Origin of the sequence: Profundibacterium mesophilum KAUST100406-0324 (assembly GCF_009835145.1) — a bacterium.
Lineage (GTDB): Bacteria > Pseudomonadota > Alphaproteobacteria > Rhodobacterales > Rhodobacteraceae > Profundibacterium > Profundibacterium mesophilum.
The window spans coordinates 16,461-31,535 of sequence record NZ_APKE01000014.1 but is presented as its reverse complement, the minus strand read 5'-3'; the positions used below and the strand labels follow the sequence as shown (position 1 = coordinate 31,535).

Here is a 15,075-nt window from a genome sequence, read left to right as displayed (position 1 = left end):
TGAGATGTGTCAGGGGATAGGTATGAACCGCCCCGGCCGGGGTCAAGTCGGCGCCGCGCGGCGCAGGGCGGCCATGACCTGCTCGCGCGGCAGTTCCATCAGGCTCGGGCCGCGCGTCCACAAAAGCGCGGTGCGCACCGTGCGGCCGGGATAGATCTGCTCGAGCGCCGCGCAATAGGCGCCCATCTGCCGCAGCAGGCCCTCGGGAACCTCAGTGGGCGTGCCGGGAACGCGGGTGTTGGACTTGAAATCGACCGCGAGGATCTCGTCGTCATCGAAGACGAGCCTGTCGATCGCGCCATAGACCCGCAATCCGCCAAGCGCCTCGAGCCGCGCCGTCACTTCGACCTCCGACAGCCCGTCCCCGGTCAGCAGGTGGGAAAGACCGGGCGCATCGAGGACCCCGGCCGCCTCCTCCAGCGCCGAGCGAATCTCCTCGGGGGAAAGCGGCTCGGCATCGTCATGCAGCAGGGCGGCCGCGCGGTCGGCACGGTCCGCCACGGGCCAGCCGGGCATGTGCTCGAGCAACCTGTGGATCGCCGTGCCCCGGCGCAGCGCCGCCTCACCCTCGATCCCGGGCTCGCCCGCAAGGGTCTTGGCCCCGCCCAGCCCGGAAGGGGAGAGGGGCGCCTGCACGGGCGGCGGCGGCGGGGCGGGGGTGTCGAACCAGTCCGGCAGGTGCGCGCCGGGGGCCGGGGGCGCGGGGCGCGGGGCGCGTGTGCCCGCCTCCCAGTCGCCGTGCAGGCTGCGCAGTCCGGGACCGGCCGGCGTGGCGGTGCTGGTGGCGCCGAGCGCGGCGAGCCCCTCCTCGATCTTGAGATACCAGCTTTTCTGCGCCTTCGAGGTTTCCTTCGGCCGGGTGCCGTGACCACAGACGATGAGCCAGGATTCCGCACGCGTCATCGCGACATAGAGCAGGCGGTCATCCTCGGCCCTGTTCTTCTGCTCCTTGAGCGCCTGCGCGCTGCGCATGATCTCGGGTGCGACATCCTTGGACATCCGCCATATCGGAGTGCCGTCGCCGAGCCGGTCGATCACGGTGCGGTCAGGCGCCGTGCGCGACATCGTCTCGGGCAGGATGACGACCGGCGCCTCGAGCCCCTTGGCGCCATGCACCGACATGACCCTGATCCGGCTGCCGGCGGCATCGGCCTGACGCTTGACCACGACATCGCCGCTGTCGAGCCAAGCGAGGAAGCCGGTCAGGCTGGGAATATCGGCCCGCTCATAGAGCTGTGCCTGGTTGAGCAGCTCGTCGATTGCATCCTCGGCATCGGCGCCAAGCCGGCCAAGGAGCCGCGCGCGCCCGTCATGGCGCTGCAGGATCCGCTCGAGCAGCTCGTAGGGTCGCAGGAAGTCGGCATGTTCCGCCAGATCGCTCAGGACCGCGCGGGTCCGCGGGCAATCCTCGCGCTTGCGCAGGGCCTGGATCAGGTAGCGGCGTCCGCGGCCCGCGGCCAGATCGTAAAGCTCCGCCTCGCTCCAGCCGAACAGCGGCGAGCGCAGCACGGCCGCGAGCGACAGGTCATCCTCGGGCGTGACGAGGACCGAGAGCAGGGCCCTGAGATCCTTGACGGGAAGCTGATCGGTCAGGCCCAGCCGGTCGGGCCCCGCGATGGCGAGGTCGCGGCGCTTGCAGGCGCGGATGATCTCGTAGAAGAGGCGGCTGCGTTTTGGCAGCAGGATCAGGAAGTCGCCCTCGTGCAGGGGGCGCCGGGTGCCGCCGGGATGCGGTATGGTCTCGCCCTGGTCGATCAGGCGCCTGATCTCGCCGGCGATCATGTCCGCCAGGATCACGGAGGCGGCCTCGGGCGAGACATGATCGACCGGATTGTGCCAGTCGGGGGGATCCTCCTCCTCCTCGCTCTCGATCAGAGGCCACAGATCGACCCGTCCGGGCAGGGCCTCGTGGAAGGCCAGGTGGCGCACGTCGCGGCCCAGCCCGCTCTGGCTCTCGGCATCGAAGACGGCGTCCACGGCACCGAGCACGGCGGCCGAGGAGCGGAAGGAATGCAGCAATTCGCGCCGCGCCAGGCCGCCCGTTGCATCGAGCCGTTCACCGAAATCGGCGGCCATGGTCTCGAAGGAATCGGGATCGGCCCCCTGGAAGGAATAGATCGACTGCTTGCGATCGCCGACGACGAAGATCGTCCGCTCACCTGCCGCATGCGTGCCTTCCCCGGCGGTGACCTCCTGCGCGAGGGCCGCGATGACCTGCCACTGCACCGGACTGGTATCCTGCGCCTCGTCCACGAGAATGTGGTCGATGCCGCCATCGAGCCTGTAGAGCACCCATTGGGCCACGTCGGGATTGGTCAGAAGATCGCGCGCCTTCAGGATCAGGTCGTCGAAATCGAGCCAGCCGCGCACCTGCTTCTTCGCCGCGTAGAGCGGCAGCAGGCCGGCGGCGAAACGGTGCAATGCGAGGCTGCGTTCGAGCGCTTGGAGACGCATCCGTGTGTCGCGTCCCTCCGCGAGCCGGTCCATCAGCGCGTCGAGCTGCGTGATGCTCTCTCCCATCGCGGTGCGGGTCTTCTTCGCCGGATAGCTCCCCGCCTTCGAGGAGAAGGGCTCCTTGGCGCCGGCGCCAAGGAGCATGAACGTCTCCAGCTCGGCGATCATCCAGAGCTCGGGCGCGAAGCCATCGGCGAGGGCGGCGATCCTGGGCGCCGTGCGCTGCTCGGCCGCGGTGCCTTCGGCGAGCGCGGCGGCGAGACCGCGCAGCAGGTCCGCCTCCGAGCCCAGGAAGACATTCGCCAGGGCGGTCTCGGCGCTCGTGCCCGGAGCAAGGCCGAGCGCGCCGCGCAGCCGGTCTTCGTCGAAAGGGGTTCGGAACGCGTCCCTGTTGCGGATCACGGCCGCGGCGAAACCGACCGCGGCATCATCGCTCAGATGACGCGCGACCGCGTCGACCACGCCGGGGGCGTCGTCATCGGCCGCCAATTCCTCGATGCAGTCTCGAAGCAGGCGCTCGGCCGTGCGCTCGTCCATCTCGGTGAATTGCGGCGTCACGCCGCTTTCGAGCGGGAAACTGCGCAGCAGGGAGGCGCAGAACGAGTGGATCGTCTGAATCTTGAGCCCGCCCGGCGTCTCGATCGCGCGGGCGAAGAGACGCCGCGCGCTTGCCAGCCTCTCGGCGTCGATATCCCCGCCGGCGCCGAGGGCGCGCAAGGCCGCGCGCAGCTCCGCCTCGGGCAGCATCGCCCAGGCGCCGAGCCTCTGGAACAGGCGGTTCTGCATCTCGCTGGCCGCCGCCTTGGTATAGGTCAGGCACAGGATGTTCTGCGGCGAGGCCCCGTCGAGCAGCAGCCGCGCCACGCGGTCGGTGAGCACCCGCGTCTTGCCAGAGCCCGCATTCGCCGACAGCCAGGTCGACGCCCGCGGATCGGCGGCGCGGATCTGGTTGAGTGTGGCTTCGTTCATCCCACATCCTCCGGGCAGACCGGGTCGCTGTCGGCCCATTCGCCGAAGCGGGCGAGATGGTCGTAATCGCCCTGCCACTGCATCTTCTGCATGGCCCTGCGCGCGGTGTAGCCTGTCTGCCGCCGGGCATAGCTCGAAATCAGGCGGATCAGCTCGTCGCGGGTGCACGCGGGATCGAGCGGCGTCTCGTCCTCGTGCTGGCGGAGCGGCATCCTGATGAACGTCGCATCGCCCCCCAGCCCGATATAGCCGACCTCGGCCACGGGCGCCGCCGGCACCCCGTCGAAGGCTCCCTGCTCGGCCATGACGGCCTCCAGAAGGAGCTGTTTGTCGAAATGTGCCATCACCTTCTTGTCGGGCGGCTTGCCGGTCTTGTAATCATAGATCAGCAGGCGCCCGTCGCTCCTCTGGTCGATGCGATCGGCCTTGCCGACGAGGGTGAACTCCACCGATGGCAGGGTCAGCTTCCCGTTCCCCTCGAGGCGGATCGGCATCCCTTCGGCGCGCCGGTCGATCTCGCCGGCGAGGAAGGGAGCGATGACCCTCTCGACCCGGTTGCGCCAGAAGGTCCGCGTCGAGTGCCACGGCACCTCCCGCGTCAAGGTCTCGTGCACGATCCCGCGCAGGGTCTCGGCCGCGCGGGGATCGTCCGGCGCCATGCCGGTGCCGATGAAGGCCTCGAAGATGTCATGCACGATCGTGCCGCGCAGGGGGGCGTCGGGATTGACCTGCAACGGCTTCAGAGGCTTCAGGTTCAGCACCTCCCGCGCGTAGATCGCGTAAGGATCGCGGATCAGCGTCTGTATCCGCGTGACCGAAAGCTGCCTTGGCCGCCGGTCCGTGGGCGGCCGCGGCGCGGGACGGGACGCGGGCGGCGCCGCGATCAGGCGGGTATCGGCGGCAGCGGCCATCCTCAGCCAATGCGCGCCGCGCGCCCGCATCTGCGCAAGGGCTTGCGGGCCGCCCTGCTCGGGCAGGCCGTCCAGCAGGTTGAGCATCCGGTTCAGCCAGCGCGAGACGACCGTCTCGGTCTCGGAATTGCGCACGGCCCGCGTCAGGACGACCTCGGGGGCGGCGACGGCCTGCTGGAAGTCATGCGCCGAAAGGCCGATGCGCCGGTCGGGAAGGAGCATGCCAAGTTGCCGCCGCATCTGCCGGTTGAGCCAGGGATCGGCTGCCGGTTGCTCCGGCCAGACCCGGTCGTTGAGCCCCCCGAGGATCACCAGATCCGCGCCCTGCACCCGTGCCTCCAGCGTGCCCCAGATCATGATCTCGGGATGCGGCTCGACCGGATCGCGCACCTCGCGGCCCGCCAGGACCGCATCGAGCAGCGTCCGGAACTCGCCGGCCGTCATCTCGGCGCCATGGACCGCTTCGAGGCGCAGTTCGGCAATGGCCTCCGCCGCGGCGCGCCCTGCGGCCGCCGACCAGAGGGGATCGGCCGTGCCGAGGGGTCCTGCGACGATCTCGGCGGCGCAGCCGGCCAGCCGCTCGACGAGATCGGGCAGGGCGCTCGTGCCCTCGACGGGGGATGCCAGCACATGCGCGTCCACCCAATGCGCCCAGGCGGTATCCTCGGGGTCGCTGCGCGTGGCGGCCCAGTCGGCGAGGCAGGCGGCGTCGATGAAGGGCCGCGCGTTGCGGCGCATCCACAGCTCGAGCTCGCGCGTCCGCAGCAAATGCAGGTTCCGCTGCGCGCCCGCATGGCACAGCGGATGCTTAAGCAGGGCGAGGAAGGTCTCGCCATCGGGCCTCGCGGCCATGCCTTCCGCCACCTGCCGCAGCAGGCGGCCGGGCGCGGAAAGTCCGAGCGGGCGCCCGGCGCTGTCATCGGGCTCGATCCGCCAGCGATCGAGCGCGGCGGTCACCTGCCGCGACAGCATCCTGTCGGTCGTGATCAGCGCCGCGCGCTGGCCATCCTGCGCCGCGGCCCGAAGGCGCAAGGCGATCGCGAGCGCCTCCTGCCGGGGACCGGACGCCTCGATGAGGGTCATCGGCGCCGTGGCCCCCGCGAGATCGTCGAGCCGGCGGCCATCCTCCATCCATTGGTCGGTTACCGGCGCGGGCCTGAGCGCAAGGGAAATCAGCCGGTTGCGTGCGGCGACGGGGCGCTCCTGCGTCCAGCGCGCGATGTCTCCGAAACCCAGATCCATATCGCGCGCCAGGCGCACGAAGCGGTATTGGGGATGATCCTCGGAGGTCAAAGGCTCGTCGAGACGGTCCCAGACACGCTCCGGCATGTCGAAATCATAGCCCGGCAGCAGGACCGCGCCCTGCGGCAGTCGCGCCGCCGCCCGCATCAGCATCGCGGTGGTGCCCCGCGAGCCGGTCGATCCGATGATCAGGATCGGATGGCGCGGTGGATCTCGCTCCCAGGCGGCGATCCGGGCCATGACGGCGGCCCTCTGGCGCGCCTCGCCTCCGGGAAGGCCGAGGGTCTCGACGTAGCGGGCGGCGATCTCGACGAATTTCAGCGCGCGTTTCCAATGTCCCGACGTGTCGCTGACATCAAGCGTGGCGAGGCTGTCGAGGGGGATCCCTTCTCCCTCCATCTCGTCGAGTAGGGCGTTGAGGCTGGTTGCGAGGTCATGCACCGCCCCGCGCGGCGCGGCGCTCGCATCCTGTTGCACGAGGGCGTTGATCAGCGCGGCAAGCTCGAGGCGACGGCGCAGCCCACTCACCGGGGGCGGCAGGTCCGAGGATGCCGAGGCCCCGAGATCGGTGATCATCCTCAACCTGGGAAGCAGCCGTGCGGGGCCGTTGGAGAGGATCTCGCGCAGGCGCCTTTGCATGCGGCGCGTGTTGACGAAGATCTCGACCCGCGCCCAGTCCTGCGGTGGGCTGGCCCCAAGGCGATCCACGAGCCCGTCCGCGAAGGCGGCGGGGAAATCCGCACCCGGCGGCAGGCCGAAAAGCCGCGCGCCCGGAAGGCCGTCGCCGTCGTCAAACATCGCCTGCCTCCGCGAGCATGGCCTCGGCGATGGCGATCCCGCCAGGATGGCCGACATCGCACCACCCCCCCTCGTGCACGATCCCGTGCAACCGTCCTTGCGCGGCGAGTGCGTCCCATGCCGCGTTCAGCGACGAAGGCCCCGGGGGAAGCGCGCCCAGAATGGCGGGGTCGATGATCTGCGCGCCGGTATAGACGAGCGGCCCGCCCCGGATCAGCCGGCCGGAGGGGTCCAGATCGAAATCTCCGGTGGCGGCCTTGCGGCCCGCTGCGCGTTCGCCCGGCACCAGGAGGAGGAGCGCACCCATGCCCCGACGCCAGGCTTCGCCGAGCTGCCGCAAGGGGTTCGGACCGCTCCATACCATGTCCGAATTGAGGGTGAAGAGCGGTGCCGTGCCCAGATGGGGCAGGGCCGCGCGCAGACCGCCGGCCGTGTCGAGAAGCTCCGGCTCGTGCGAGATGGCGATCCCGCGCCCTCGCAGGTGATCCTCGATCTGCCGGGGGAGATAGTGGGTATTGACGGCGACGGGCCCGGCACCGGCGGGTATGGCAAGCTCGAGCGCATGGTCGAGGAGCGTGCGGCCGGCAACCTCGATCAGCGGCTTGGGGCGATCGAGCGTCAGGGGCCTCATCCGCGTGCCGAACCCGGCGGCGAAAACCATCAGGGCCCGGCCCGGAGCGGTGCCTTGCGCGGCATCGCGTGCGAAAAGGCGCGCCGCGATAGGCGCAGGACCCCGCACCGTCAGCCTGCGGCCCTCCCCCTCGGGCTCCAGCTGCAGCGTCAGGGCCTCTTGCGGGCGATGCTCTGCGAGCCGCTCGGGCCATTCGACGAAACAGATCCCCTCATCGAAGGCCCCGTCGAGCCCCAGTTCAATGACCTCCTGCGCATCGCCGATGCGGTAGAGATCGGCATGGACGATCCAATGCGTGCCGACGGTATATTCCTGCACGATCGTGTAGGTCGGTGAGGGGATATCCTCGATCTCGCCGGTCCGCTCCATCATGGAGGCGATGGCCGCGCGGGCGAAATGGCTCTTGCCGGCGCCGATCTGCCCTTCGAGCAGGAGCGTGTCGCCGGCACGAAGCCGGCCGGCGATCTCGCGCGCCAGCGCATCGGTATCCTCTGGCGTGTCCAGGTAAAGGGAGATGGAGGCCGTCATGCGGCGCAGTTAACCCCCCGCACGGAAGGGCCGCAAGGCGGATCATCCCTCCACGCGCAGCTCCTCCTCGGCCGTGTCGTGGACCGGGGTCAGGCGCGGGGCGGGATGCTGGATCATCGGGGTGAACATGGCGCGCAGGGCACCGCCGGGCATCGGCGCGAGACGGCAGATCAGGGAGCGCCCGTCGCGCAGGCGCAGCTCCCCCTCCCAGCCATCCGTCTTGCCGCTCTCGGCAAGATAGGCCTGCAACGCGTTCAGCGTCTCGCAAGGAACGCTGAGATTGCGCCAGCGCTCGGCCGCGTTCCCGATCGTCTGGGCCAGGACGCCATGGCGGGTCTCGACCTTCCACAGGATGTCGTAGGCATCGTTCGACATGGTCAGCGTCCCACCCGCATCGAAAACCGCCAAAGCGTCGTCGAGCGCGTTGAAGACCGTCTGCGCCGTCTCGAGCTCGGCCCTGAGATTGCGCGTCATGCTGATCTCGGCGGTGATATCCTCGAAGAGCAGCGCGAGCGCGCCGTTCGGCTGCGGCTGCCCGGTGATCTTCAGGGTCTGCCCGAAAGGCAGGTGCCAGGCCTCGCTGTAGGGTGCGCCGGCGTCCGAGCTGTCGAAGCGGGCGATCTGCGCGCGCCAGGTCTTGTAGTCCTTGGGCTCGGGCATCTTCTTGCGACTGCGCAGCGCGTCGATGAAACTGAAGAAGTCGGGCCGCTCGAGAAGCAGCGTGACGGGCAGGGTGGTCAGGTCCGTCAGCGCAGGGTTGAAGAGGGCGAGCCGGCGATCGGGGCTGAAGACGGCGAGGCCGATGGTCAGGGTCGCGAAGGTCTTCGACAGGGTCTGCACCACGTCGCTGCGCGAGGTTTCGGCCTCCACGATGCCGCTTGCGTCGCTCGCCGAGATCAGCATGTCCTCGCCGATCCGCGACAGGTGGCAATCATACCATTGATCGGGCTTGCAGGAGGATTGCAGACGCAGCCGCCCATCCTCGTGTTCGGGCCAGCGGGTCTGCGCGTCCACGCTGAGCACCATCGGCGGCGGCCAGGTTCCGACAGGCGCGTCGCTCCCTTGGGAGGCGAGATCGAGATAGGCCTTGTTGCACCAGGTGATGACGCCGTCGGGACGCTGCCGCCAGACGGGAAAGGGAATGCGGTCGGTCACCAGGCGCAGATGGTCCAGCTCCTCGGTTTCGGCCGAATGCTGGCAGGGGTCGCGCTCGCCGGGACGGGCCAGCAATTCGCAATCGGAGATGGTCACCCTGATCATCTGCCCCTCGCGGCGCAGCGACAGGCAGCGGGTGCCGTCGGGCGAGAGGAGGGCACCGTTGGCCGGCCCGTCGTCGCGGGGCCAGACGCTCTCGAGATCGCCGAAGCTGCGGGTGAGCAGGGCGGCGAGTTCGGCCCGCCCCGACTGGGGTATCCGATTACGCGCCAGCATGAGCCGCGCCTCCTCGGTGGCATCGACGATCCGCTCGCCATCGAGAAGGAAGCTCGTCTGCGTGCTCTGCAGGCTGAGCGGGACCGTGCTTTCGAGCGGATCGCGGCGCGTGCGCACGCCATGCGTCACGTAGATCAGCATCGTGCCCGCGGCGAGCGCGGCGATCGCCACCTGGAGCCAGAGGAAGGACAAGGGCAGAACCTCGCGGATGAGAAGCGGTCCGTCCACGGTGCTGCCATTTGGTTAAAGGGAGATTAACCACACAGCTCCGCCCGGCGATTCGCCCCGGGGTCGGCCTTCGCAAACGCCATTTCGTGCAGCCCCCGCGAGGGTCACGAGAAGACCTGGTTCTCACCCAGCGGCTCGCGGGCATCGGCCTCGCCCGGCGCGAAGGCGCTGCGCGGCCAGATCGCCTCGACGACGGCACCACAGCGCTCCGGAACCGGGCCGGTCTCGAAGGGGTCATGCCCGTTCGCAAAGCTGAGCTCGGCGCCGGATCGCTCGAGGAGCGTCTTGGCGATGAAGAGGCCCAGACCCATACCCTCGTAGCCCGGGCGGGGAGACTGGGTGCCGCTTTCCCGGCGCCGGCGCAGGAACGGATCGCCCAGGCGCGGCAGCATGACGGGCGGAAAGCCGGGCCCGTCATCGGTGATCCGCAGCCACAGCGAGCTCTGGCTCCATTGCAGCTCGATCCAGACCTGGCTCTGTGCGAAATCGACGGCGTTCTGCACGAGGTTGCGCACCCCGTGAATGATCTCGGGGCGGCGCGGGATCACCGGCTGCGCGGCCACGGCCCCCTCGGCGGGGTGGATATCGTAATGGAGGGTCTTGCCGCGGTCTGCATGCGGCTCCGCGGCCTCTTCGATCACCGCCCCGAAAGGCGCGCGGCGCAGGTGCAGATCATCCTTCCCCGCCCGGCCCATCGAGCGCAGGATCACCCGGCACCGGTCGGCCTGCTCGCGGATCAGCTGCACGTCCTCGCGGATGAGCGGATCGTCGATCTCGTCGAGAAGCTCGCCGCTGACCAGGGTGATGGTGGAGAGCGGCGTTCCCAGCTCATGCGCCGCCGCGGCCACGACGCCCCCGAGGTCGGTGAGCTTCTGTTCGCGGGCGAGGGCCATCTGCGTGGCGGCGAGCGCGTCCGACATCGCCGTCACCTCGGTGGTCACGCGCCTTGCATAGATCGACAGGAAGACGATGCCGATCATGATCGCGATCCAGAAGCCGAAGATGAAATCCGTGGGCATCCGCATGATCGCGCCCTCGCGGGTGACGAGCGGAAAGTGCCAGCGCGTCACCACTGTCACGATCAGGATGGCGACAGCGCCCACGAGGAGCGATCCGCGCAGGTGCAGCGCCGCCGCCGCGATCGTGGCGGGAGCGAGGATCAGAAGGGCGAAGGGGTTGTTCAGCCCGCCCGTCAGGAAAAGCAGCAGGCCCAATTGCGTGATGTCGAAGAGCAGCAGCGCCGTCAGCTCCGCCTCGCTCAGCCGCCGGTTCTGGGGATAGACGAAGCCCGAGACGAGGTTCGAGGCGACGAGCGAGCCGATCACGAGATAGGTCCAGCCGACCTCGAGCTGCAATCCGAAGAGGCGCTGGGCCACGACGACCGCGGCGATCTGGCCCATCACGGCGCTCCAGCGCAGCAGAAGCAGCGTGCGCAGCCGCACCCAGTTCGGCCTGTGCGTATGGGCAAAGACCGGCGATGTCTGGTCCATCCAACGGCTCCTGCCCCGCGACGGGCGCAGTATGGCCCGCGGTCCCCGGCGGGGCAATCCGCGATCGGCATGATGGCCACAGGCGGTGCGCCTGCCGCCACGTTGCAGCCGCCTCGATTTGACCGGATCGGCCTGCAGACATAGATCATTGGCAGGACGGTGGCGCCAACCGGCGCGGATCGGGGGAGAACTGAGCATGGCGGAGACCCTTGGAGCCGAAATCGGACCCGACAAGTCATTGCTTCTGGTCGATGATGACGAGGCCTTCGTCAAACGCCTCGCGCGGGCCATGGAGAAGCGCGGCTTCGAGGTGCGGACCGCCGAGAGCGTGGCGGCCGGCAAGGCACTGGCGCAGGCAAGCCCGCCGGCCTACGCGGTGGTCGACCTGCGGCTTCTCGACGGCAACGGGCTCGACGTGGTCGAGGCGATCCGGGCCCGGCGCGAGGACAGCCGGATCATCGTTCTGACCGGCTACGGGGCGATCGCCACGGCGGTGGCGGCAGTCAAGATCGGGGCGCTCGACTATCTCTCGAAGCCGGCGGATGCCAATGACGTGACGGCCGCGCTGCTGGCGGGGGGCGACGCGTTGCCGCCCCCCCCCGAGAACCCGATGTCCGCCGACCGGGTGCGCTGGGAGCATATCCAGCGCGTCTACGAGATGTGCGACCGCAATGTCAGCGAGACCGCGCGGCGCCTGAACATGCATCGCCGCACCCTGCAACGGATCCTGGCCAAGCGTTCGCCGCGCTGAGGCGTCCCCGCCCGCCTAGCCGATCGCGCGCAGCAGCGTCTCGTGGCGCGCGGTGAAGGCGCGGCGCGTCTGTGCGGGAGGGCGCAGGACGATCTGGAGATCATCCATCCCCGCGCGCGGCCTGCCGAAGATGCGGCTGGCCTCCGCCTCCGAAAAACCGGCGATCATGACGGCCTCGAGGCGGGCGGAGATCTTGTCGGCCTGCTTGATCTTCCGCTTCACCTCCGCCGGCAGCGCCGCCGGCAACCCGAACCGCAGATGGATCGCCGCCGTCAGCCGGGCATCGAGCTGCTCGTATTGCGGGCCGATCGCGGCCTTCACCGGAGAAATCATGTCGCCGATCACGTATTCCGGCGCATCGTGCAGCAGGGCGGCGAGTTGCCATTTCGCCGGGGCCGAAGGACTGAGCCGCGCGAAGATCGTCTCGACCAGCAAGGAGTGCTCGGCCACCGAATAGGCATGATCGCCCCGCGTCTGGCCGTTCCAGCGCGCGACGAAGGCGAGGCCATGGGCGATGTCCTCGATCTCGATATCGACCGGCGTGGGATCGAGCAGGTCGAGCCTGCGGCCCGAGAGCATCCTTTGCCAGGCCCGGCTCATGTCCGGATCTCCAGGTCATGGGCGAAACGCGCGAGATAGGCCTCGATCCTGTCGGCGGCCAGCAGGTGCCGCCAGGCCAGATGCCGCGCGGCACCGGGGATCGCCAGAGGGCCGCGGCCCGGCGCAGGGCGGGGCAGATCGGGAAAGTGCTCGGCCATGAAGGCGGCAAGGGCCGCGGCGAAGCGCGGCGCGAGCCGTCCTTCGGGATCGGCCCAGGGCTTCACCGCGCCGATGAAGTGCACAAGATGCGGCGCGGTCATCGCCTCGAACATCCGGGAGGCGCGGGTATATTGCCAGTTCCAGACCGGGCTCAGCTCCGCCCAGCGTCCCTGCAGCACGGCGTTGAGCAGGGTCTGGTCGCGGTGCTCGAGACGTCCCGCATGGTCCGCGCCGAACGCGAGCGCCTCCCCGGTGAGACCGGCCCGGCGCCAGGCGGGAATGTCGATCATCATGACGCCCGCATTCAGGTAGGGCCCCGGCGGCAGGCCAAGCGCGCGCATGTCGCTCAGATGCGCATCGGGACTGCGCCATTGCTGGGTGTCGCGCACCGCCGCGACGGGGCATCCGCCCATCTGCGCGCCGAGCAGGGCCGCGATCCGCGCGCCGGCCCCGCGATGCACATGGATGTCGCAATCGAGATAGAAGAGACGGTCGTAATCCCCGGCGAGCGCGTCCGGCAGGGCAAGGCGCAGATAGGTCGCCGCCGTCACGCGTGCGTCGGCGTCGAGCGCGTCGAAGGCGCCGCCGGTCTCGATCACGCGGCCGGACAGCCCGAGCGCGGGCGGGATCGGCAGCGGCCGGTTCGAGCAGATGAGCACGTCGAGATCGGGCGCACCCAGCCGGATGCGATGCCCGGCGAAGGCCGCATAGGGCAGGAAGGCCGCGTCGCAGCACAGCACCGCGCAGCCGCGCGGCCGGGCCTGGCTGTCCCGTGGATGATCTGGCGGCACGTTGCGTCTCCGGCCCTGCGCCGGCCCCGCCGCCGGCCCGCCGAGAGGTAGCACGGGCGGTCATGCCGCAGCAATCGGGGGCGCCGGACATGCCGCCGCGCGTTGTTGCGGCGGCCGTGAAATGCTAGGTGGCGTCGATCTGAACGACTTGTCTTCGAAAGGACGTCCGATGAAGGATTACATCGTCAAGGATATCGCCCTTGCCGCCTACGGGCGCAAGGAACTCGACATCGCCGAGACAGAGATGCCCGGCCTCATGGCGCTGCGCGAGGAATACGGCCAGTCCAGGCCGCTGAGCGGGGCGCGCATCGTCGGCAGCCTGCACATGACGATCCAGACCGCCGTGCTGATCGAGACACTGGTCGAGTTGGGCGCCGATGTGCGCTGGGCATCGTGCAACATCTTCTCGACGCAGGACCATGCGGCGGCCGCGATCGCCGAGGGCGGCACCCCGGTCTTCGCGATCAAGGGCCAGACGCTGACCGAGCATTGGGATTATCTCGACCGCTCGTTCCAGTTCCCGGAAGGCGCGAACATGATCCTCGACGATGGCGGCGACGCGACGCTCTACGTCCTGCTGGGCGCGCGGGTCGAGGAGGGCGAGACGGGTCTCATCGAGGTTCCGACATCGGAGGAGGAGGAGGCCGTCTTCGCGCAGATCAAGAAGCGCATGAAGGAAAGCCCCGGCTGGTTCACCAGAACCCGGGACGCGATCCGCGGCGTCTCCGAGGAGACCACGACCGGCGTGCACCGGCTCTATGACCTCAAGAAGCAGGGGCGGCTTCCCTTCCCCGCGATCAACGTCAATGACAGCGTCACCAAGTCGAAATTCGACAACAAGTACGGCTGCAAGGAAAGCCTCGTCGATGGCATCCGCCGCGCGACCGACACGATGATGGCCGGCAAGGTCGCGGTTGTTTGCGGCTACGGCGACGTGGGCAAGGGCTCGGCGGCGAGCCTGCGCGGCGCGGGCGCGCGTGTGAAGGTGACCGAGGTCGATCCGATCTGCGCGCTGCAGGCGGCGATGGACGGGTTCGAGGTCGTGCTGCTGGAAGAGGAGGTGGCGCGCGCCGACATCTTCGTGACCACCACGGGCAACAAGGACGTGATCCGCATCGAGCACATGCGCGAGATGAAGGACATGGCGATCGTCGGGAATATCGGTCACTTCGACAACGAGATCCAGGTGGCCAATCTCAAGAACCACAAATGGACCAACATCAAGGACCAGGTGGACATGATCGAGATGCCCTCGGGCAACCGGATCATCCTGCTTTCCGAGGGGCGCCTGCTCAACCTGGGCAACGCCACGGGCCATCCATCCTTCGTCATGTCGGCCAGCTTCACCAACCAGGTGCTCGCGCAGATCGAGCTGTGGCAGAACGCGGGCAAGTACGAAAACGACGTCTATATCCTGCCCAAGCATCTCGACGAGAAGGTCGCGCGTCTGCATCTGGGACGGATCGGCGTCAAGCTCACCGAGCTGAGCGTGGAGCAGGCCTCCTATATCGGCGTGACGCCGGAAGGCCCGTTCAAGCCCGAGCATTACCGCTACTGATCCGGGGCGCCGGCAGCGTCCGGCCGGGGGGCTCCGCGATTGCGGGGCCCTTTTCCGTGCCAGCGAGGCGCGGCGCGCGGGTGCCTCGCCTGGCGAATTCCCTTGCCGCGCCCCGGCACCGGCCTAGTCTGGGGCCCGCGTGCCGCCGGGGCGCGCGCAGCCAGGGTGGGGATATGGAATGGGAAAACGCGACCGTCTCGTAGGTCTTTACGCGCACGAGCTGCGCACGCGCTGTGCCCAGGCGCCCGATATCGATCTTCTGAAACGGATCGTGGCCGGCTGCGGCCCTTCGGTCTATGACCGCGAGAAGGCACTCTTCGATCCGCGCCGCCCCGGCGAGCGGGCCGCCCTGCGCCGCAATTTTATGGTCAGGAAACTGGGTCTGCCCGATGGCGGGGCGCTCGATGACGCCCTCCAGATCGCCCTCGAGACCTACGCGCCGGATACGCAGCCGCGCTACAGGGCGGTGCTGCACTACCTTCTGGTCAGGCAGTTCGGCAAGGAGGACCGCTTCGCCTGAGGCCGCCCGCCGAC

General features: G+C 69.2%; 10 protein-coding genes and 1 pseudogene. 3 read left to right on the top strand and 8 right to left on the bottom strand.

The annotated features are described in order from the left end of the window. Positions 1–42: 42 nt before the first annotated feature. The 6 genes and pseudogenes from addA to regB all read right to left on the bottom strand — a co-directional run bounded on the left by addA (position 43) and on the right by regB (position 10,682). Positions 43–3,423 carry a double-strand break repair helicase AddA gene (gene addA, locus PMES_RS05120; protein WP_159964452.1) on the bottom strand — a complete coding sequence of 1,127 codons (3,381 nt, stop codon included), beginning with the start codon at positions 3,421–3,423 and terminating at the stop codon, positions 43–45. After that, entirely contained in the window at positions 3,420–6,374 is a 2,955-nt protein-coding gene (addB, locus tag PMES_RS05115; protein WP_159964451.1) for a double-strand break repair protein AddB, read from the bottom strand. The genes addA and addB overlap by 4 nt, the downstream gene beginning before the upstream one ends. Next, complete coding sequence (locus PMES_RS16665) at positions 6,367–7,035, bottom strand: nucleotidyltransferase family protein (RefSeq protein ID WP_236549723.1); 669 nt, start codon at positions 7,033–7,035, stop codon at positions 6,367–6,369. Before PMES_RS16665 ends, addB begins: the two co-directional genes overlap by 8 nt. Before the next feature lie 87 nt (positions 7,036–7,122). After that, positions 7,123–7,533 (bottom strand): annotated as a pseudogene (tsaE, locus tag PMES_RS16660) (tRNA (adenosine(37)-N6)-threonylcarbamoyltransferase complex ATPase subunit type 1 TsaE); the annotation flags it as partial. Positions 7,534–7,575: 42 nt separating this feature from the next. Continuing rightward, a complete protein-coding gene (locus PMES_RS05105; protein ID WP_159964449.1) occupies positions 7,576–9,192 on the bottom strand; it encodes a PAS-domain containing protein in 1,617 nt (538 codons plus the stop codon). A 104-nt stretch (positions 9,193–9,296) separates the two neighbouring features. Next, positions 9,297–10,682 (bottom strand): sensor histidine kinase RegB, encoded by a 1,386-nt coding sequence (regB, locus tag PMES_RS05100; protein ID WP_159964448.1) that lies wholly within the window; start codon positions 10,680–10,682, stop codon positions 9,297–9,299. 196 nt (positions 10,683–10,878) lie between these two features. Between regB and PMES_RS05095 the strand changes: the two genes are divergently transcribed. Further along, positions 10,879–11,433: an ActR/PrrA/RegA family redox response regulator transcription factor gene (locus PMES_RS05095; RefSeq protein ID WP_159964447.1), complete on the top strand. Its 555-nt coding sequence runs from the start codon at positions 10,879–10,881 to the stop codon at positions 11,431–11,433. A 15-nt stretch (positions 11,434–11,448) separates the two neighbouring features. On the opposite strand, the gene PMES_RS05090 is transcribed toward PMES_RS05095, so the two are convergent. Together PMES_RS05090 and PMES_RS05085 are read right to left on the bottom strand one after the other, a co-directional pair. After that, on the bottom strand, positions 11,449–12,033 hold the full coding sequence (locus tag PMES_RS05090) for a YfbR-like 5'-deoxynucleotidase (RefSeq protein ID WP_159964446.1): 585 nt from the start codon (positions 12,031–12,033) through the stop codon (positions 11,449–11,451). Next, positions 12,030–12,983 carry a glycosyltransferase family 8 protein gene (locus PMES_RS05085; protein ID WP_159964445.1) on the bottom strand — a complete coding sequence of 318 codons (954 nt, stop codon included), beginning with the start codon at positions 12,981–12,983 and terminating at the stop codon, positions 12,030–12,032. Before PMES_RS05085 ends, PMES_RS05090 begins: the two co-directional genes overlap by 4 nt. Positions 12,984–13,152: 169 nt before the next feature. Here PMES_RS05085 and ahcY point away from each other — a divergent pair, with 169 nt between their 5' ends. Together ahcY and PMES_RS05075 are read left to right on the top strand one after the other, a co-directional pair. Beyond that, positions 13,153–14,541 carry an adenosylhomocysteinase gene (ahcY, locus tag PMES_RS05080; RefSeq protein WP_159964444.1) on the top strand — a complete coding sequence of 463 codons (1,389 nt, stop codon included), beginning with the start codon at positions 13,153–13,155 and terminating at the stop codon, positions 14,539–14,541. Positions 14,542–14,719: 178 nt separating this feature from the next. Next, positions 14,720–15,061: a DUF2853 family protein gene (locus tag PMES_RS05075; protein WP_159964443.1), complete on the top strand. Its 342-nt coding sequence runs from the start codon at positions 14,720–14,722 to the stop codon at positions 15,059–15,061. Positions 15,062–15,075 lie beyond the last annotated feature (14 nt).